The sequence below is a fragment of the Pullulanibacillus camelliae genome (assembly GCF_014642655.1).
Taxonomy (GTDB): Bacteria; Bacillota; Bacilli; order Bacillales; family Sporolactobacillaceae; genus Pullulanibacillus; species Pullulanibacillus camelliae.
Genome location: NZ_BMIR01000020.1, coordinates 59,744 through 79,837 on the forward strand (window position 1 = coordinate 59,744; position 20,094 = coordinate 79,837).

At 41.3% G+C, this 20,094-nt stretch carries 20 protein-coding genes; 3 read left to right on the top strand and 17 right to left on the bottom strand.

What is annotated here, in order from left to right; genetic code table 11:
• Positions 1-22 precede the first annotated feature (22 nt).
• Entirely contained in the window at positions 23-967 is a 945-nt protein-coding gene (locus IEW82_RS16470) for a DHH family phosphoesterase (protein WP_188697055.1), read from the bottom strand.
• 114 nt (positions 968-1,081) lie between these two features.
• On the opposite strand from IEW82_RS16470, the gene IEW82_RS16475 reads away from it, so the two are divergent.
• A complete protein-coding gene (locus IEW82_RS16475) occupies positions 1,082-1,399 on the top strand; it encodes a YtpI family protein (RefSeq protein ID WP_188697058.1) in 318 nt (105 codons plus the stop codon).
• On the opposite strand, the gene IEW82_RS16480 is transcribed toward IEW82_RS16475, so the two are convergent.
• From IEW82_RS16480 to IEW82_RS16495, 4 genes are all read right to left on the bottom strand, one after another.
• The gene (locus tag IEW82_RS16480) at positions 1,383-2,687 is read right to left on the bottom strand and encodes a DRTGG domain-containing protein (RefSeq protein WP_188697071.1); all 1,305 of its coding nucleotides are present in this window, start codon (positions 2,685-2,687) and stop codon (positions 1,383-1,385) included. The genes IEW82_RS16475 and IEW82_RS16480 overlap by 17 nt on opposite strands.
• 82 nt (positions 2,688-2,769) lie before the next feature.
• Positions 2,770-3,450: a metal-dependent hydrolase gene (locus tag IEW82_RS16485; protein ID WP_188697075.1), complete on the bottom strand. Its 681-nt coding sequence runs from the start codon at positions 3,448-3,450 to the stop codon at positions 2,770-2,772.
• A 255-nt stretch (positions 3,451-3,705) separates the two neighbouring features.
• Positions 3,706-4,377: a PspA/IM30 family protein gene (locus IEW82_RS16490; RefSeq protein WP_188697078.1), complete on the bottom strand. Its 672-nt coding sequence runs from the start codon at positions 4,375-4,377 to the stop codon at positions 3,706-3,708.
• A gap of 30 nt (positions 4,378-4,407) precedes the next feature.
• On the bottom strand, positions 4,408-4,920 hold the full coding sequence (locus IEW82_RS16495) for a DUF4178 domain-containing protein (protein WP_188697081.1): 513 nt from the start codon (positions 4,918-4,920) through the stop codon (positions 4,408-4,410).
• Between the two features lie 160 nt (positions 4,921-5,080).
• On the opposite strand from IEW82_RS16495, the gene IEW82_RS16500 reads away from it, so the two are divergent.
• Positions 5,081-6,181 carry a M24 family metallopeptidase gene (locus tag IEW82_RS16500; protein ID WP_188697084.1) on the top strand — a complete coding sequence of 367 codons (1,101 nt, stop codon included), beginning with the start codon at positions 5,081-5,083 and terminating at the stop codon, positions 6,179-6,181.
• Positions 6,182-6,448: 267 nt separating this feature from the next.
• On the opposite strand, the gene ald is transcribed toward IEW82_RS16500, so the two are convergent.
• The 11 genes from ald to refZ form a co-directional block, all read right to left on the bottom strand.
• On the bottom strand, positions 6,449-7,573 hold the full coding sequence (gene ald, locus IEW82_RS16505) for an alanine dehydrogenase (protein WP_188697086.1): 1,125 nt from the start codon (positions 7,571-7,573) through the stop codon (positions 6,449-6,451).
• Between the two features lie 139 nt (positions 7,574-7,712).
• The gene (locus tag IEW82_RS16510; RefSeq protein ID WP_188697089.1) at positions 7,713-8,492 is read right to left on the bottom strand and encodes an SDR family oxidoreductase; all 780 of its coding nucleotides are present in this window, start codon (positions 8,490-8,492) and stop codon (positions 7,713-7,715) included.
• A gap of 176 nt (positions 8,493-8,668) precedes the next feature.
• Positions 8,669-8,839 (bottom strand): hypothetical protein, encoded by a 171-nt coding sequence (locus tag IEW82_RS16515; protein ID WP_188697091.1) that lies wholly within the window; start codon positions 8,837-8,839, stop codon positions 8,669-8,671.
• Positions 8,840-8,923: 84 nt separating this feature from the next.
• The gene (locus IEW82_RS16520) at positions 8,924-9,895 is read right to left on the bottom strand and encodes a class I SAM-dependent methyltransferase (protein WP_188697093.1); all 972 of its coding nucleotides are present in this window, start codon (positions 9,893-9,895) and stop codon (positions 8,924-8,926) included.
• An 89-nt stretch (positions 9,896-9,984) separates the two neighbouring features.
• The gene (gene ytfJ / locus IEW82_RS16525; protein WP_188697096.1) at positions 9,985-10,476 is read right to left on the bottom strand and encodes a GerW family sporulation protein; all 492 of its coding nucleotides are present in this window, start codon (positions 10,474-10,476) and stop codon (positions 9,985-9,987) included.
• A complete protein-coding gene (locus IEW82_RS16530; RefSeq protein ID WP_188697100.1) occupies positions 10,446-11,114 on the bottom strand; it encodes a DUF2953 domain-containing protein in 669 nt (222 codons plus the stop codon). The genes ytfJ and IEW82_RS16530 overlap by 31 nt, the downstream gene beginning before the upstream one ends.
• A 661-nt stretch (positions 11,115-11,775) precedes the next feature.
• On the bottom strand, positions 11,776-11,973 hold the full coding sequence (locus IEW82_RS16535; RefSeq protein ID WP_188697104.1) for an alpha/beta-type small acid-soluble spore protein: 198 nt from the start codon (positions 11,971-11,973) through the stop codon (positions 11,776-11,778).
• Between the two features lie 146 nt (positions 11,974-12,119).
• Complete coding sequence (gene thiI, locus IEW82_RS16540) at positions 12,120-13,313, bottom strand: tRNA uracil 4-sulfurtransferase ThiI (protein WP_188697106.1); 1,194 nt, start codon at positions 13,311-13,313, stop codon at positions 12,120-12,122.
• A 1-nt stretch (position 13,314) separates the two neighbouring features.
• A complete protein-coding gene (locus IEW82_RS16545) occupies positions 13,315-14,460 on the bottom strand; it encodes a cysteine desulfurase family protein (protein WP_188697109.1) in 1,146 nt (381 codons plus the stop codon).
• Between the two features lie 153 nt (positions 14,461-14,613).
• Entirely contained in the window at positions 14,614-16,308 is a 1,695-nt protein-coding gene (gene ezrA / locus IEW82_RS16550; RefSeq protein WP_188697113.1) for a septation ring formation regulator EzrA, read from the bottom strand.
• A gap of 214 nt (positions 16,309-16,522) precedes the next feature.
• Positions 16,523-17,152, bottom strand: a complete 630-nt coding sequence (gene refZ / locus IEW82_RS16555; RefSeq protein ID WP_188697127.1) for a forespore capture DNA-binding protein RefZ — start codon at positions 17,150-17,152, stop codon at positions 16,523-16,525.
• A 137-nt stretch (positions 17,153-17,289) separates the two neighbouring features.
• Between refZ and msrC the strand changes: the two genes are divergently transcribed.
• Positions 17,290-17,769, top strand: coding sequence for a free L-methionine (R)-S-oxide reductase MsrC (gene msrC, locus IEW82_RS16560; RefSeq protein ID WP_188697163.1), 480 nt, complete (start codon positions 17,290-17,292; stop codon positions 17,767-17,769).
• 106 nt (positions 17,770-17,875) lie between these two features.
• On the opposite strand, the gene IEW82_RS16565 is transcribed toward msrC, so the two are convergent.
• Positions 17,876-19,750 (bottom strand): sensor domain-containing diguanylate cyclase, encoded by a 1,875-nt coding sequence (locus IEW82_RS16565; RefSeq protein WP_188697144.1) that lies wholly within the window; start codon positions 19,748-19,750, stop codon positions 17,876-17,878.
• Positions 19,751-20,094: the final 344 nt, after the last annotated feature.

A 20,094-nucleotide genomic window follows, 5' to 3' on the forward strand; every position in this document is an offset into this window, starting at 1 on the left:
CACTGAGAAAATAGCTGCTTTTTTATTGCGCATCTTTATATTGCCTGGCCAAATCAACCAGCTGTGCCAATAGCTTATCACAATCTTCCCAATTGTAGACGGTCGCCCCACTAGCCATCGGGTGACCACCACCGCCATACTTTCCAGCCAGCTTATTAACAACAGGTCCCTTTGACCGTAAACGGACACGAATTTGATCAGGCTCCTCTACAAAGAAAACCCAAGCTTTAATTCCCTCTAATTCTGAAAACGAATTAATAAGCAGTGATCCCTCTTGTGGTGTAACTTTATAATCTGCCAACAGCTTTTGGGTCAAGCGCATTTGTCCCACCATACCTTCAACCAGCTCAAAATGCTCAAGGACATAACCCTTAAACCGCAGAAGATGCTCTGGCATTTCATTCAACTGCTCTAATAAGGCTTGGCGATCGAAGGATTGTTGCACGAGAAGACTGGCACATTCAAAGGTTGCCGGCGTTGTGTTATTAAATAAAAAGCGTCCGGTATCTCCAACAATCCCTGCGTATAATAGACGCGCCGCTTGATCTGACAAGGTAAGCTGCGGAAATTCCTGATAAAACTTTACAATCATTTCACTGACAGAGCTTGCAGAAGGATCCACCCACATAAGATCGCCATAAGGATCTTCATTAGGATGATGATCAATCTTAATAAGCATGTCGCCTTTTGTATAGCGTTCATCACTGACACGTGCCTGATTCGCGGTATCGCAAACGATGACCAACGCACCACGATACATCGCCTCATCGATTGAGTCCATGACACTCAAAAATTTCAAGGAGTCAACCTCTTCTCCCACAACGAAAACCTGTTTATCAGGAAAATTATCTTTAATGAGAGTGGCTAATCCTCCTTGAGAGCCTAAGGCATCAGGATCCGGGCGGACATGTCTATGTATAATGATGGTGTTATAAGATGCGATGGCATCTAAGATTTTTTTTAACATTTTATCAAACCCCTTAGAAGATAGCGTCATTCATAGTCCAAAGCCTGCTAGAGGATTGTATTCTGAAACGCTTTCTGATAGTGTAAAGATGAATAGTGAGACGGGGGTAATGAGATGCCAACACTGATCATCTTTATCGTATTTTCGTTAATCATGCTGCTATTTTATTGGTTCAAGGGCTGGATGACAGATGCCCCATATCGAAAAAGGTGGACATTTTCCAAAGCCAAAATCGCCTTAGGTTGTTTTTTATTATTTTTCGGCGCCAATCGGCTATTTGTTTCTTCCAAAGCGATCACTCTCATCATCTGTATTCTTTTTATAGTATATGGCCTTTTTATTATTTACTATAGTTATAAACAATATCGCTATTACACTGCTAAAATGCTTGAGGAAGCATCACAAGGACAAGGCATTAATAACGATCGATAAACTGAGCGATTAAAAAGGCCTTCCCGACAGCCTGCTCCTCATGATATAACTCGATATCCACCTTCCCATAGCGGCGAGTGACCTCCAATATCTTTGGAGAGATATCGATCACACTTTCAAGCTGTATGGGCTTTAGAAAATAAAGGGATATGTTCTCAATGACGAGATCGCCCTTTTTTTGTTTGCTCAAGATCTGCTCGGTTACTGTGGTCAAAATCGTTGTCATGGTTCCATACGATAACGCACCAAGATGATTGGTCATTTGTGGACTAACTGTAAATTGAAATCGTCCCTCATCGACTTCTGTAAGCTGGTCCGTAATAATATCATCAATGGTTTCGCCCACTTGAGGTTGCCTTTGTGCCATTTGCATGGCCTTTAACACATCTTGACGCGTGATAATCCCGATTAACTGTGATGCCCCATTGACCACTGGCAGACATTCAATCCCCTCCCAAATCATGCGATGCGCTGCAGAAGCCACGGTTGTTGTTTCGGTTACAGTAATTGGCGTTTTGGTCATGACTTTTTCAATGGGGGTTTGGTTTTTATAGCGCACAATATCTTTTGCGGTCACAATGCCCTGCACTCGTTGTTGCTCATCAATAACCGGATAGCGACTGTGTCCCGTTTTCTTATTCATCGTCTGCCAGTCCAACACCTTTGCTGACATCTGTAAATAGCTTGTTTTACTAAAAGGGATCAAAATATCACCGACGTGGATGATCTCTTTTTTGATCAAACGATCATAAATTGCGCGGTTAATCATGGCCGCAACAGTAAACGTATCGTAAGAGGTAGAAATGATGGGCAAATCAACGGTATTTGCCAATTCCTTGACTTCATCCCTTGTCTCAAACCCACCCGTAATCAGTACGGCGGCACCCGATTTCAAGGCATATTCATGCGCTTGATCGCGGTTGCCAACAATCAAAAGCCCTCCTGCTTCAATATAGCGCTTCATTGCCTCTAATTTCATCGCTCCGATAACGAAGCGATTGAGCGTCTTATATAATCCGCCCCGGCCGCCCAATACCTGACCCTCTACAATTTTTACCACTTCAGCATAGGTTAATTTTTCAATATTCCCTCTATGCTTCTTCTCTATTCTGATGGTCCCAACACGCTCAATGGTACTGACATATCCTTGGTTTTCCGCGTCCTTAATCGCTCGATAAGCTGTTCCTTCACTTACCTGTAGCGATTTGGCGATTTGGCGCACTGATATTTTATGGCCGATCTCCAAATGCTTGATATGTTCTAAAATAAGTTCATGCTTTGTCGCCAAAGGTGTCACCTCTTCAATAATCCTGCCTCGTCAAACATAGAAGGAAACAGCGAACCAGAGAAGGTCCGCTGCCTTTTACCATTTATAGTGTTAAGGATTCTCCAGAAGCCATCACTTTTCCTTCTGCTTTTAATTTTGCTACAAAAGCGTGAGGATCCTGCTCAATAACAGGGAAGGTATTATAATGAATAGGCACAACGGTTTTTGCCTTTACCCACTCTGCAGCAAGTGCCGCATCCTCGGGTCCCATCGTGAAATTATCACCGATGGGTAAAAAGGCCAAATCAATATCGTAGCGGTCACCAAGCAATTTCATATCTGAATAAAGGGCTGTATCTCCAGCATGATAAATGGTTTTGCCATCAATCGTTAATAGGATGCCTCCTGGCATGCCTGTATAAATGATCTGATTATTTTCATCATTATAACTCGATCCATGGAACGCAATCGTATATTGGACTCTACCAAAGTCAAAATTAAAGCCGCCACCGATGGACATCGGATGGGCCTTCAACCCTTTAAATGTTGAATAATCCGCAAGCTCTGCAACAGCGATAATCGTAGCGTCATGTGTCTTTGCTAAATCAAAGGCATCGCCAACATGATCATTATGACCGTGTGTCAAAATAATATAATCCAAATGAGGTAAATCGCTAGGCTTAATCGTACACTTCCCATTTCCTGAAATAAACGGATCAATAATAATATTGGCTTTTTCAGATTCAATCAATACAACGGAATGACCATGATATGTAATTTTCATCGCTACACTCTCCCATTTCTTTTTACTAATAGTATAACCAAGCTTTTTGGTACATTTCAATTAAATTGGGTGGAATAACTGTATTTGGATGACACATGACCTTTTTTCCATTGTGATAGATGGACTGATCAAAGGCTTTGCCAAAGCAAGCCTAAAATGTGAAGTGTCACCGCTTCACTGGGCATATAAATAAAAATGCTCTGCTTCAATACGTGAAACAGAGCTTAGAACAAAGTTTGCGATCATCAACGCGACTTATTCTTTACCTAATTTCTTCTTTAATTCCTCCAGCTCTACATCAACATCACTTTTCGTTTCTAATGCCTCAAACTCATCATCTAAGCTGCGATTAGAAGAACGAAGGTCCTCACTTGTTTCCGCTTCTGCTTCATAGCGCAGGACTTTTTCTTCCATTCTTTCAAAGCCTTGTTTAGAAGTATCTGAACCTAGTGAAGACAAACTGCGATTAATCTTCGTTTTCGTTTTAGCTGTTTCTGCCCGCGCTTTTAATCCCTCTCTTTTTAAGTCCATCTCTTGATATTCATTTTTCATCTCTTGCAGCTTAACCTTAAGCTCCTCAGCATCTGCTTTAGCTCGTTGCCAGGAGGCTTCTAAAGTTTGTGCCTGGCTTTCATGAAGCTTCTTGTCTTCCAAAGCACGTCTAGCGAGATCCTCGTTGCCTGCTTCTAATGCCTTTACCGCTTGAGATTGGCGCTTCTCAACAAGCTTGTTGGCATCATTAAGCTTTTTGTGTAGCATCTTTTCATTAGCCATTTGTTTGGCAACGGCGGCTTCGGCCTCACGGATATCCTCAGCCATATCGCGCATGAATTGATCAAGCATTTTTACTGGATCCTCCGCCTTATCCAACAAAGCATTTAACTCCGATGACATGATCGTCTTTACACGTTTAAACATCTTAAACATAGATAATCCTCTCCTTTATAATTCACTTCATTAGCTTCCTGCAATGATTGTGAAATCCAACGCTTGGGCCGGTATGCCTTTGTTCACCTCTATATCGATTTCCCAAATTTCAACGGATAAGTATGATGACTTATTTTCATTAGAATAAGCAAAGTAGCGAATCGTTTGACCACTTAGCCTATTGTGTCGTCCTTGTCCCGATACATTAGCAGCCCCCTTTTCATCTAAAAAATAGTCTTCATCCTCCCATTCGATGCAATTCGGAATCGGTTCAACAATTTTTTTCTTTAACTTATGATACACCCTGACCTCTAGCTCATCAGCCATTTTTACAGACAGACAAAGCGTACGATCAACATTCTCCAATTGATATTCAAACCATTGGAACCCATGGTCATTAAAAATGATTTTGCCCACCACTTCATAATCCTCAAGCTCATAAGTGATCCTATCCCCTACTCTTACATTTAAGAGTGTACGGTTCTCTATTTTCTGTCCCATCTTTTGTTGTTTAAACTTCATCAGGCGCTTAAAAATCCCCATCAGCACCCCCTCGATTGATGGTCATTCCTATTCTTATCTACGGATGAATTCACAAAAAGGTTTCACCTTGCTCCATTTCAACGATTAGTTTTAATTGATGCTATTTCTCCTCGCTTTATGCTAAAGTGAAGATATAGTAGAAAAATGGGAGGGATACAGTGTGTCACAACGTTTGGACAACTTTACAAAATGGTTAAATCAAAATGACTATTCATTTGCCTTTTTAACAGAACCAAAAAATGTCTTTTATTTCACAGGGTTTATGTGTGACCCGCATGAACGGCTTCTAGGATTGGCTGTTTTTCAAGATGGAGAACCCTTTCTAGTATGTCCCAATATGGAGGTTTCTCAAGCTAAGCAATCAGGATGGCCGCACCTTATTATAGGTTATGATGATCACGAGGATCCCTGGAAAACGATACATAGCAAGATGAAGGAACGATTCACCAGCCCTTCCATGAAAGCAGCAATAGAAATGGATACCCTTCCCTATGCACGTGCGCAAAAATTGCAACAAATGTTTGACCACGCACAATTTTTTGCCGCTGAGCCTGGTGTCAATCAATTGAGAAATATCAAAGACGAAACTGAATTAAGCAGTCTTCGTAAAGCTGCAGAATTAGCTGATTTTGCAATTAGTGTAGGGGCAGGGGCTATAAAAAAAGGAAAGACCGAGCAAGCACTTGTCGCTGAGATAGAATACGAGCTAAAAAAACGCGGCTGTGAGGGCATGTCCTTTGCCACTACTGTGCTCACAGGGGATAAAACAGCCGCCCCTCATGGTCACCCAAGCGATCGACAAATTCGCGAAGGCGATTTTGTGCTGTTTGACTTAGGAGTTATTGTCGACGGCTATTGTTCCGATATTACTCGAACCTTTGCTTATAAGCATATCTCTGATGAGCAGCAAAAGATTTATGACACAGTTTTAAAGGCTGAAGAAGCAGCAATTCGAGCAGCTAAGCCAGGCACTGAAATCGGCGCCGTCGATCGTGCCGCTCGAACCTTAATAACAGAAGCTGGATATGGGGACTACTTCACGCATCGCATCGGACACGGTCTTGGTCTCGGCATTCACGAAGCCCCTTCCATGAGCTCTAACAATACAGCACAGTTAGAGACAGGCATGGTCTTCACAATAGAGCCAGGCATTTATGTCCCAAGTATCGGCGGCGTCCGCATTGAGGATGATATTTACCTGGGAGAAAATGGTGCGGAAACACTGACCAATTATCCAAAAACATTACAAATCATTGACTAGTATATGATAAAAGGGGCTGGGACATAACTAGTCAAAATAAATGAAAAAAGGTTCCCGTTATCTATTTTTGGATGATGGGAACCTTTTTTAGTTGAATTATTATCATCATCAATAGTTATATTTAGCGCTTTGGAAATCAACCTTGCCAGTTCCGATGATAAACAGAATTTTATACTTTTTAATTCAAAAGAGTGGTGCCCACCAATTTTTGGTAGGTGCCACTCTTAATTTACTGGGTTTTGTCCCAGTCTCTTCTCAATTTCTATATCAAGAATGTTGAATTAATAGCTCTTCTGCATGTTTATATTCCAAGCCATGGGCATCAGCAACCGCTTGATACGTTACAAACCCATCCAGCGTATTGATCCCTTTTAGTAATGCAGGATCCTGCGAGCAAGCCTTAACGAAGCCTAATGATGCAATTTTAACAGCATAAGGAACAGTGACATTTGTCAGTGCAATCGTCGAAGTGCGCGGCACGGCCCCTGGCATATTAGCCACTGCATAATGAACAACACCATGCTTGACATACGTTGGATCATCATGAGTCGTGATATGATCAGTGGTTTCAAAGATACCGCCCTGATCAATCGCTACATCAACAATAACAGACCCCTCATGCATGGCTTTGATCATATCTTCTGTGACCAATCGCGGCGCCTTAGCTCCAGGTATGAGCACAGCACCAACGACAAGATCTGATTCTGCTACAGCTTCAGCAATATTCAGTGGATTAGACATAAGGGTGTTCACGGCATTTCCAAAGATATCATCGAGCTCCCGTAAACGGTTAGGATTCAAGTCTAAGATCGTCACATCAGCACCGAGTCCAACCGCTATCTTAGCAGCATTCGTTCCAACGATGCCACCACCAATAATGGTGACCTTTCCTCTTTTAACACCTGGAACGCCTCCAAGCAATATCCCTTTTCCACCATGTATTTTCTCAAGGAATTGCGCCCCTATTTGTGTGGACATTCTACCTGCCACTTCGCTCATCGGAGTCAATAAAGGCAACGTACGGTTTTCTAGCTGTACTGTTTCATAAGCAATGGCAACCACCTTGTGGTCCGTTAATGCTTGAGTTAATTCAGGTTCAGGTGCAAGATGCAAATAGGTAAATAAGATAAGCCCCTCACGGAAATAGTGATATTCTTCAGGCAGCGGTTCTTTTACCTTCATGACCATCTCTGCCACCCATGCTTCCTCAGCTGTGGAAACAATGGTGGCACCAGCTTCTTCATATTGCTGATTTGTGAAGCTAGAACCTAGTCCGGCGTTTTGTTCAACATACACCTCATGTCCTGCTTCCACCAAATGCACAACGCCTGCAGGTGTTATGGCGACACGATTCTCATTATTTTTGATCTCTCTTGGCACACCAATCCGCATGGCAGCTGCCCCCTTTAACAAAAATTGTCCACTTTTTTTAGGCTAAAAAAGCAAGCATTGAATACATTATGTACAACCCTTACATATCTGAATTTACGCCAAAATTTGCAATTAATCAAGCAGGCGTCAAATAGAAAGATTATTCATTTTCCTCATAATTTTCCCGAAAACGATGGATAACGTCTACAGCTCCAGTTAAATCTAAAGCAGTACCTGTAATCATTTCGGATTCCTTTTTACAAAGAAAAGTAATTGCCCGGGCAATATCTTCTCCCGTCACAGAGCGCCCCAAAGGCGTGCGTGGCTCCGACAGCTTCTCAGCCTCTGACACATCGGCCGCCTTCATGTCATTTAAAATAATACCAGGACATATCATGTTGGCCGTTATCCCATACTCAGCCTCTTCCAAAGCAATCGTGCGCGTCAAAGACACCAAACCAACTTTTGCAGCGGCAAAGGGACCCCGATGTAACCAACCCGGCGCTGCTTCAGCATTCTGAAAGCCATAAGTAATGATCCGTCCAAAATGCTGGGCACGCATGATCGGTAAAACCTGTTTTGCCAACCAAAAGACAGCACTGAGATTCCCATGAAGCAACGTCATCCATTCGTTATCCTCATAATCAGTCAATGGTTTCCGTTCAAATACAAAAGGTCCCGCATTATGAATAAGACAATCAATACGTTGAAATCTTTTCATGGTTTCTTCGACAAGAAATGTCATGTCTTCTTGACGAGAAACATCTCCCTTAATAAACTGTAGCCGATCTGAATACTGCGCCCACTCTGCCGCTCTCACTTTCGCCGCCTTTCCATCACTGCGATAATTGACTGTTACCGAGTAGCCTTCCTTGAGAAATTCTAAGGCCACACGTTGACCGATCCCTTTTGTCCCTGCAGTTATTAAAACATGGCGCATACTTTCACCCTACCTTTTATTACTAGTGTAAGTTTATTATACCGATTTTTTCATGATGGAGATAGCGCGTCAACCCTTTTCCACTATAGGCAAAATGGCTTTAACAGGAAAATCACCGTATCCTAACGGAGAGGTACGGTGATTTTGGGACGATCGGGTGCATCATCCTGAAGAGACTACTGATTCTTTTTTGTTTGCTCATCCTTCAGCTTCTTACCATTGAAAACATTGTAAGGTTCGAGAAAATTATCAACAACACCACTTTGATAGGCTTCATTAATATAGTGATGTACGAGGGTATTATTCTCATTTTCTTCTTCAGCTGTCCATGCCCTTTTATCCGTCATACGAGAAGCCTCCTAAGTCACCTTTAAAGTGCGTGAATTCTTGCTTAGCTTCTGTATGATTGAGAATGATTATGCATGACAAGCTTACATATTGTGCTTAAACCACTGATTGATTTTTTCCATGATGTTGGCTATTGCCTCATGATTCTTAAAGCTTGGAAGCTTAACGAGCAAGGCCTGTTCCGGACGTTTTATGCCTTGTCCATTCTTTTGAAGCAATAAAATACTTTTAGCATGACGTGTATCCTTAAACAGTGATTCAGGAAGCTCAATTAAACCAAGGATCACCGCTTGACTCTGAAGCAGCTGGTGAAGCTGTTTATCCTTATCCCCTTCAAAGAGGTTATTAGGCACAAGTCCAATAAAATAGCCAGATGGATTTAAATAATTCAAGGATTGTTCGATAAGCAGATAATGACTATAAGGCTGCTGTGACTTCCCCAGCATAAAACTTTTCGCATGCTCTTTATTGTAATAAGTGCCAACAGGCAAATCGGTCACGACCACATCTGCTGGTTGGATTAACAGCGGACGCAAAGCATCTTGATGATAAAGCTCAACATCCTGCTGTTGAAGCGTTACATTAGCATGAGCTGTATTAATTAATAGATCATCAATTTCTACCCCAAGGGCCTGTCCCGGTCTTTTATCGACATGATTCAATGCTGTTGTCAACAAGTTGGCTGATCCCACTACAGGATCGAGTAATCGATAATTTTCAGGAAGTGGCAGCTTGTTTAACAAATAACTCATGAAAATCGCAATGCCATCAGGAGTCATTTGATGCTGTGGTTGCGCCGCCTGCTTCATGCCCTTCAATAATGCCAATTGGAAGGCCTTGCGTATATCCTCAGCCCTCATTCCATCTACAAAAAAATCGGCGTAAAGCGGCTCGAGTTGATCTTTGATATCTGCTTGCTTGATCGTCGCTTCCGTAATGTTATCTGCTGTTAGACAAAGTGCCTCTAGGTAGCTGACTTCTTCATGTTGTTCTATAATTGAAGCGGTTTGATCCAGCCGTTCGAATAAATGATTGAGTAATTGTGATTGTTCCATGCTTTCCCCTCCACCCTCCCATCATACTCAATTTCATTCAAACACGCAAAAAACTCCGGTTTCCCGGAGTGTCCTTATAGCAAGCAGGTTTAAAAATAGTCATCCGAATCTTGGTTTTGTCCACGATGGCGGACAACGCCACGGCCACCTTCTGATTTTCCTTCTTTTCGAGGAGGTTTCTCCTCTTCGTTTCCGGCTAGCATTTGCTGAATTTTATCAACCGCTTGAGGGGCAAGATCGAGTAGCTTTTCGTACAAGTGCGTGCTGTTATCTAAATGTATAGTTTTCACACCGTGTGGACCAACAATGAGAAAGGCAATAGGCGTAATGGATACACCACCACCACTTCCTCCACCAAAAGGAAGGACACTTTCTCCTGAACTGTCGTCATCCGATTGACCACTCGGTTTAAATTCACTTCCACCAGCAGCAAAGCCAAAGCCTACCTTTGATACAGTCAATATAACGTTCCCATCTGGGGTTTCGATTGGATCTCCAATGATCGTATTGACATCTGTCATTTCCTGTAGACTTTCTAATGCAGTCTTCATCAAACCTTGTATTGGATGTTCTTCTGGCATGTCTCCTGCCTCCTTTTCTTATCCTTGACGATCTTTAAGGCTTTAGAGATAGCATGCCCGAGGCGAAAGCGAATCATGCATTTAAAATGCGTTCTAAATCCAAGCTTCTCAGAATAGTCCGGGTGAACTTGAAGAACAGGTTTTGTCATTTTTCCTTTTAACACTCTATTCATCGTCGATAAGAGATTACTCTTGAGCGCCCATAGAATGCCAACCGAAACCGCGGTACGATCCGCTTCTCCTAATCCAACGGTAGAATACCAATAAATATGAGAAAGGCGCAAGGACTTGATTGTTAACTGCTCGATCTCTTTTGGCCATTTTTCATGTTGCATCAAATCCTTTATTCCTCCTAATATTGTATGTATCGATCTCTTTTCAATCTGTTCTGCTATTTCACTTTTCTCCATGAAACGCTGAAACCATTGAACCAATGATGAACCGTGAACCATGTCGTTGTCAGGCCATTCAATTTTTAATAAGCGCAGACCACAAAACCTAACGCTGACATTAAACTCAATATTCATATTGATGACTCGTCCATCTACCATCACCTTGACCACGCCAAAAGCGATGAAAAAAAACACTATTGCCAATAAAACGAGGAGGATGAGCAAAATCAATCCGAACACAATCATGCAGCGCAACACCTTTAGAAAGTATGATACTTCTTATCATCGACAACGTCACCAAAAATAAACATTCACGCCTTCTTTATGCGTAAGAAAGACTTGGGGACAAACCAAGTTGGTCTAATAATGGTCTTGAATTATGTTTAATGAAGAGGGGTTTTGGGAACTTTACCTACCACACCATACAGCTTTAAGAATCAGTGGGTCGGTGGGAAACGGACATCTGCCGCCCGTTTAAAAAATACTAGGCAAAGTATGCAGGCTGTTCATTGTTTTTTGAGAATGCTTTGTTATGATTTAAGAAAAACCGGGCGAAAAGCATGCCCGGTCCTTGTCTAGGTATAGAGCATCATCTAATATGAAAGAGGCTTCGTTGCCTGGTTAAGTGGAATGGAGCGCAAGGCGCGAGATTCGGAACACTCTAAAATCGTGTGTTCCTCGGGCGCCGCTGACTCATGATGCGGAGACTAGAATCCTGCGGGAAGTGGGAGATCGGTAAGACCTTAGCAGTGCGCAGGCACGAGGAGGCTTACCACTCCCCCGCAAAAGCGAGCGGCCTGGAGTGGCATCGCGCACCGTCCTCATGAACAGAAATTGTATACTTTCTGATCTTTTAAAAAAGGAGAGTGACCAAAAGGTCACTCTCCTAGCCATTGCTATTTAATTATTAGAATTTGCCACCAAGTTGTTGTTGTGCAGTTGCAACAAGGCGCTTAGTGATTTCACCACCAACAGAACCGTTAGCACGAGAAGTTGTATCAGCGCCAAGTTGTACACCAAATTCCTGAGCGATTTCTTGTTTCATTTGATCAAGAGCTTGCTCAACACCAGGAACTAGGATTTGATTGCTGTTATTGCTAGCCATGTGTCTCACCTCCTTGTGTACCTATAGAATCTGTCAAGAGATGAGACTTCATTCATATAATTTCATGGTAATTTTTTCTGCACAAGAATAACGTAAAAGATAGATCAGAAATCCACCTTATTAAGAGCTTTAAGCCATCTTATAAATTATAAAAGATCCTCTAAAGCTTCTGTCTGTTTCCCAACATCAATGGTTTCTACTCCAGCAAGAGCTTCTTCCATCAATTCCTCGATAGGAAGATTTTTTTCAAAACGATTTGCCTGCTCTCTTTTGGGCTTGGTTTTAGGTGCTTTGGGTAAAAAGATCGTACAACAATCCTCATAAGGTCGAATTGAGATATCATAAGTTCCGATGTTCTTTGCAATCTCGATGATGTCTACCTTATCTGTTGAGACGAGTGGGCGGAAAACAGGATAATTCGTTACTTCATTAATGGTATTCATGCTTTCAAGTGTTTGACTTGCCACCTGTCCTAAGCTTTCCCCCGTCGCAATACCTAAAGCTTCACGTTTCACTGCTAGCCTTTCTGCAATCCGCAGCATCATTCGTCGCATAATGGTCATGCGATAATTCTCAGGCATCCGATCACGAATCGCAATTTGCGCATTGGTAAATGGAACAACATGTAGCTTCAAACGCCCGCCAAACTTTTGTAATGCGGCCGCTAAATCAAGTACTTTTTGCTTGGCACGATCATTTGTGTAAGGCGGACTATGAAAGTGAATGGCTTCAACCGTAGCCCCACGTCTCATCATCATATAGCCAGCAACCGGGCTATCAATGCCTCCAGAGAGCATGAGCATCACTTTACCAGCTGAACCAACAGGCAGACCCCCTGCGCCTTTAATTACCTTGCCATAAATGCGTGTCGTGTCTTCCAATACTTCAATTTGCAGATTCATATCCGGATGATGCACATCGACAGTCACATTCTCCGTATTTTTTAATATGAATGATCCAACAGAATAGTTGAGATCTTTAGAAGTCATTGGATAATCTTTATTCTTTCTCCGAGCGGAAACCTTAAAGGTGGCAATATGCTCCTCTTCCTTTATCACGCGTAAAGCCCCGGAATGAATCGATTCTAAATCATTATCTACAGTAATCGCCACGCGCATGCTTTGAATGCCAAAGACATGGCGAATACGGTCGGCAACCTGTTGATAATCCATGCCATTTAAGACTACTTCTATATGATCAAAGCGTTTTTTAAGCTTGATGTCTTTAAGATCAAGCAACTGTTCACGCACACGATCATAGAGCGTGTCATAAAAACTTTTTCTATTTCTACCCTTTAGGGCAATTTCACCATAGCGAATGATTAATGTATCATATTTCATATTAAGCCTCCATCGCTTTCATAAGTTCTTTCGTTTTTTTATCGAAACTGGCGATAAATATGTCCAATTCTTCCTGGGTATTTTCAAAAGACAGACTGATTCTAATCGCTTGTTTGGCTTCTTTTTCAGGAAGACCACATGCCAATAACACATGACTAGCCTCTGATGCCTTTGAAGCGCAAGCAGATTTTGTGGATACGTAAATATCTTCTTCCTCCAAAGCATGAATGAGGACTTCTGCACGGAAACCTTCAATAGTAAAATTAAGGATATGAGGTGCAGCGCCAAATTCTGGCGTGTTAAGAGTGACCAGTGGATGCTGGGCTAATCGCTGCCTTAATCTATTCATGACGGTTTGTAGATAGGGAACACCATCACGCGCTTTTTCCATTACAAGCCTTAAGGCTTTGACCATGCCAACAATAGCAGGCAGATTCTCCGTTCCCGATCTGTGGTCAAATTCTTGCCCACCGCCTGCTAATAACGGGGCAAGCTTTACGCCCTCTCGCATATACAACATTCCTGTCCCTTTTGGACCATGAATCTTATGTCCGGACATTGTTGCAAGGTCGATCCCTATATCTTTAAAATTTAAAGGCACTTTCGCAAGGCCTTGAACATGATCAACATGAAATAAAGTCTTCGGTTTATCCCTAAGAAACCTGCCGATCTCTTCAATCGGTTGAATGGTTCCAATCTCATTGTTAACGTGAATCAGCGAGACAAGGAGGGTATCGGGACGCCAAGCATCCTTTAATGCATCAATAGATATTCTCCCCTCTTCATCCACGTCTAAATAAGTGACATCAAACCCCAAGTCTTCTAATTGAGCAAAGGCATTTAATGAAGCGGGATGTTCGATCATGCTGGTGATTAAATGCTTCCCTCTTTGCCGATAACCTAAAGCTGTCCCTTTAATGGCGAAGTTATTTCCTTCCGTTCCCCCAGAGGTGAAGATGATCTCAGTTTCTTTGACCCCAAGCAAAGCAGCAGCCTGCTGTCTCGATTTATGAAGTAAATCCTCAGACTCACCACCCAATTTATGAATGGATGAAGGATTGGCAAAAAATCGCTCAGAAACGACACGATACGTATCAAGAACCTCGGGATAAGGAGGGGTTGTCGCACTATTATCTAGATAAATCATTCCCTACATCTCCTCCTTTATATTTTATATCGTAAACGGCACACGTCCGAATGTTCTAAGATGACCTAAAAGAGTTATAACATACTTTATATTGCCTGTCATCTGTCCTTACTTTCCCGTAAAAATGAGAAAATCCTCGTACTGAGGATTTTCTCATTGGACATCTTCCACTTCGACCTTGAATTTTTTAATGACGCTCTTGTCCACTTTATATATCGCACTGGCTGCAATTTCAACAGCCTCACTATAGTTATAGCTTCGGAAGGCGTCCTCTGCCCGATTCAATTCATCGTTTATCACAGGATCCTGGCTTCGATAACGATTCCCATATTGAATGAGCTGTTCTGTCAAGATCGCCGATTCCACCATTTCATCAGCCTTATCTAAAACCATATGCATCTTTTCATTAGCCTCTTGCATGAGCAATTTAATGGCATGCATCTCTAATGGACGTTCATCTAACTTGTCACTGATCTCTATGAGAATGTCTTCACCATCCTCTAGAACTGTCATAAATTCGGTGGGAAGTCCAGGAAGATTACTTTTTTGCAGCTTGCGGCGTGTATCAACAAGCTGTCGTTTTAATTGTCCTAAGGCATCTTTGGCTGCCATTTCGTCTTTTCTAAGCGCCGTTAGCCTTTCCTTAAAAGCATCAACATCATCATGAAGATGGTCAAGCTGGCTGCGCATTGCAGCGACCTTCTCCAACAAAATGCTATAAGCTTCCTTTTTCTCTTGCAATACGTCATCGACTTCTTTAAACTCTTTGTCCAATTTCACAAATGCCGCATCGATATCCCCTTGCTCTTGTAAATCCTCTTGATCAATGCGATAGCTTTGCTGAACAACAGAGGTTTCAGCATTAATTTTTTTTATTTTGTCGCCGACGATGCGAAGATCATTTTTAAGGACTTCAGCTTCCTTGGCAATCCTCTGTCGACTGTCGACTTCTTTTTCAATGTTATTATATATGTCATCTAATTGGTCCAGCGTGCTATCGATGCCAGCAGCCACTTCACTAAGCTCAAGCTTCTCCAAAGCTTGCTCATAGATCGAAAGATGCTTGCGCATATCCGCCACTTGTTTATCAATTTGCAAATGAGTCAACACATAGTCCTTTTCCGCCATCTCCTGAACGCCCAACTCTAATTCGTTTAATTGCTTTGGGATATTAGACTGAATTTGGTTATAGTATGACGGGATTACTTCCATATCTTCTGCAATCGCTTCGAGACTTGCCTTTGCTTCAGAAAGAATCTCTCGCGCTTTAATCACATTGCCTTCCTGAGTTTCCTTCTCAAATTGACTCAGCTGTTCATCGATGGTGTTTAATTCATTCTCAACATATGTCACAGCTTTTTTGAATTGAGGACCATTTGTAATCAGCTTCTTTTTTAATTCGTGAAAGAGTTCTTTAACACCGACACTTTCTTTCCGATTTAATTCATCGCTTTCCACGACAACATTTAATTCTTCAAGCATCTCTTTAAGACGCCATTCAATCTCATCCATTGTTTGCTGAAGAGCGTTTAAAATCGCTTGAGCTTTACCGAATTGGAACTTATCCGCCATCTCTTCTGCATCAAACAATCGTTCTTCAACTTGTGGCAAGGATTCAGAGACAATTTCATCCCAATTTTCCCGCCACTCTTCAAATTTTTTCTCTGTTTCTCCGACCATTCTTAGCTCTTTAACCTTCGCTATTTCATCCTTAACTGGCCGATTTAAGATATCTATTTTCCATGCTTCATAATGATCTATTTGTTTATATATTTTTTTGCGCATGATTGCCCCAATAACGACAATCGCCGTAACGATCACAATAAGTGCGATGATTACATAAATCATGTATAAAGATCCTCCATTCAGCCACGATAAATCGGTACGATGCATGTATAATATCGTCACTCGTCAATCATCGACAAAAATGACGATGTTTCTCCTATTATGTACTATTAATAATATCATGGAATAGAGGTTTTGCGACACACATTTTCAAAATTCCTGGAGTTTTTATTCATCATGGAGGAATTGTTCTCATAATATAGAAAGGAAATTCCCCTTAAAATGACTGTCTAATCTGTTCAATCCAGGTTCTGATCATTCCAGAATAACGGTCAATAAACAGGCGCTGTGAGGGTTCTAACACATGGACCTTCCGCAAATACAAAGGCTGTAAGAAAGGCGTAACGATCATATCTCGATATTGAAGAACTAATAAATCGATGGGAATGTCGCGAAGTTCATGCTTTTGAATGCCTTCTTCGAAAAGCATTTCCATCAAATATTTTTCTTTCATCAAATAGGTAGTCATCAATTCTCTCACTAAAATAGAATCGATGGTGACTTCACGGTGTACGATTAGAGATAGGTAAAAATTCTTTTGCTGATAATGCAGCAGCTTGATGGCTAATTGAAATAAGCATTCACACACCGTAGTATTGCTTTTATGAAGTTGGACGGCTTCTTCTATCTCTTGAATATATTCTTTAAAAAACATTTCCATTAAATATTCCAATAAGGCCTTCTTACTTCCAAAGTAGTAAGAAACAAGCGCAACATTCACATTGGCCTCTGCTGCAATATCCCGAACAGATGTCCCGTTGTATCCGTGCATTTGAAAGAGCGCAATCGTCGCATTAATTATCGCTTGCTTGGTTTCCTTTTTCCTACCCTTTGCTTTCACAATCACGTGCCTTCACCTACTTTCAATAAACAACTTCTCTATTACGCGCCATTTCCCTCTAAAAATCTCTCGGCAAAAAAGCTGAAAAAGCTGCATTTTTCTGCTAAACTATTATTATTTCTACATGAAAAGGAGCGCTGATGATGTTTTCTGTCACAAAATATACTGGCAGTTCCAAAGAACAATATGCCTTACTCAATAAACAATTGCAAGCCTTAGTCGAGGACGAACCCAATCGCATCGCTAATCTTTCGAATGCTTCTGCCCTTTTAAATCAATTCCTTGATCAGATCAATTGGGTTGGTTTTTATTTGAAGGAAGGCAATGAGCTCGTATTGGGACCCTTCAATGGACTACCAGCATGTGTACGTATTCCCATTGGTAAAGGGGTTTGTGGAACAGCCGCAGAACGTCTAGAAACCGTCATCGTCAAAGATGTGCATGCCTTTCCTGGCCATATTGCCTGTGATAGTGCATCATTATCAGAGATCGTTGTCCCGATTGTTAAAGATAATGAGCTGATTGGCGTTCTAGACATAGATAGCCCTGTTACAGACCGTTTTAATGATCAAGACAAGCAAGGACTAGAAGCTTTTGTTACAACACTTATTCAACATATCTGATAGGCTCCGTTTTGGTCACACTATTTAAGACGTGCTCATTCTAAAAGGCGTATTCCTATCAGAGAGTATAAAAAATGCTGGTCATATTTTGTGCCAGCATTTTTACTTATTTATCTGCGATATAAATACGATTTTTGCCGAGGCTCTTTGCCATATAAAGTGCCTGATCAGCAATTTCGAGCAGATGTTCAGGACTATATTGCTCCTCTTCCTTTGTCCAATTGGCAATACCACAAGATATCGTCACTTTCGGATGGGTATCTCCCTCTACTCGCACCAGCAAGCGGCGAGCGATTTTTTCTACCACATAAAGAGAGCTTTTCGGCAAATAAATCGTCAATTCCTCACCGCCCCAACGGGCAGCAATATCTTCCCCTCTAATATTATCCATTAAGATCAGTGCGACTTGCTTTAAGATTTGGTCGCCAACGGGATGCCCGTATGTATCATTAATCTCTTTAAAATTATCAATATCAATGAGAATGAGTCCGCCACCTTCACCTTTTTCAAAGGATTCTGCTATTTTGGTATTTAAATAATGGCGAGAATATAAGCCGGTCAGCTGGTCTGTAATCACCATATGCTCTAATTCTTCTCTCAACCTGGCGTTGATTAATGCTAATGCCGAATGCTGCACCAGAGAGCTTGCCAATTTGTAGCCATCAAAGGTGAAATGATAGGCAGCTGAGTGCACGAGAACGACAAGGCCTACGATCTCATTATCCTGCTGGATGGGAATAGCCATTAACGAGCGATAAGGCGCTGCCTTTACCGTTAATTCCTGTAATAGATCAAAGCTAAACAACGCATCCCCTGTTTTCTCAACTCTCGCTTTAATATAGTCAACAAAAGCATAGGATTTGTGACTGAGGAAAAAGTTTGAACTTCCAGGCAGTGCCTGCAGATGTTTATCAGAGTATGAATAAAAGATAGCGATCTCCTCTGGCTTGAAGGCTTTGGTTAAATGATTGATCAGATAATCCGTTGCCTCTTTAAAGCTTGAATTCGCATTCAAATGCTTGGAAGCTTCGTTGATGATTTTCAAGTCGGAAATCAAATGCTGTGATTGTTGGTAAAGCCTAGCATTTTCCAAAGCATGTCCGGCAGTATTCGCAAGCAGTTTAATCAAATTAATGTCACTTGAAAAAAAACGCCTGGTTGTCGTGATCACTTCTAAAACTCCATATATCCCTTGTTGTCCTCTCAACGGAACATACAGGATATTCCGATTTTCATCCATTTGGATTTGCTTAACATCGCCAGATAAAAAAACCTGAGAAGCTTCATAGTGATGAGGCGTCTCTCGGCGATTTTCATCGATAAATAAAAGATTAATTATAGAACTGGGATACATATGATACAGTGAGTGTGTAATTTCCTCTAAAACTTCTTTTTCATTCATTGTTGAGTGGAATTTATCAGTGACCAAAAAAAGTTTTTCGTATTGTTTGCCTAGCTTTGCCGCTTCCATATGGCGTTTGACACGAAACAACAATTTTGAACACTTTTCGGTGAGCTGAAGCAGTTCATTCCTTAGAGTTGCTGTCAAAGGCATCTGATGCATCAGCAAGACACATCCGATGCATTCCTTGTCATACGTTAAAAAAACGATGTATTGCTCATCATAATGGCTGGTCTTCTTTAATAGAGCGGTCTTTAAGGGATTTAAAAATAAAGGGCATTCATTTACAGATAAAAAGTAAGGTTCATGGATCAACGCTTCAACTTCTGAGTGATTAAGCGTAAATTTATCCAAGTGTTCCTCTAAATGCGTGTCAGAGCTTGCTTCAATATAATAATGCTTTCTGCTCATATCCCTCATAAATAAAAAAGCCATACCGTTCAGGACTCGGGCAAAATAATCAACGATTGCCTGACTTGTCCTATTTAAATTTTCAGTATAATCAGTTTTTAAAACAAGCTCCAAAAGCAGGTCTTTAAAATCAAGTACGGGTAAAGTATTATTTAATTTACTGATCATTTCAGTACCTCCGCACCAATCCATTATCCATATTTATAATGAGAAAACTAAGCTGCTTGTCGGCTAATCATCATGTTGAAAACTACAGCGACACGTGCACACTCTTTCTATAGAAGCATAAACGCAATACAACACTTTATGATCATATTATAAAACATCTAGTCCATTTTTCCTAGTGTTTTACCAAATATTATTTTTCAACTTTAATCATTTAATAATGTTTCTATGCGTATCCCTTTGGTATGTGTAAAATAGTTCTCGGTGGTATTTCTACAAAATCCTAGCCAAAAAAGAAGAGGCACTCTATCATAAATGTATGCCTACCAGAGCAAATACATCGTAGA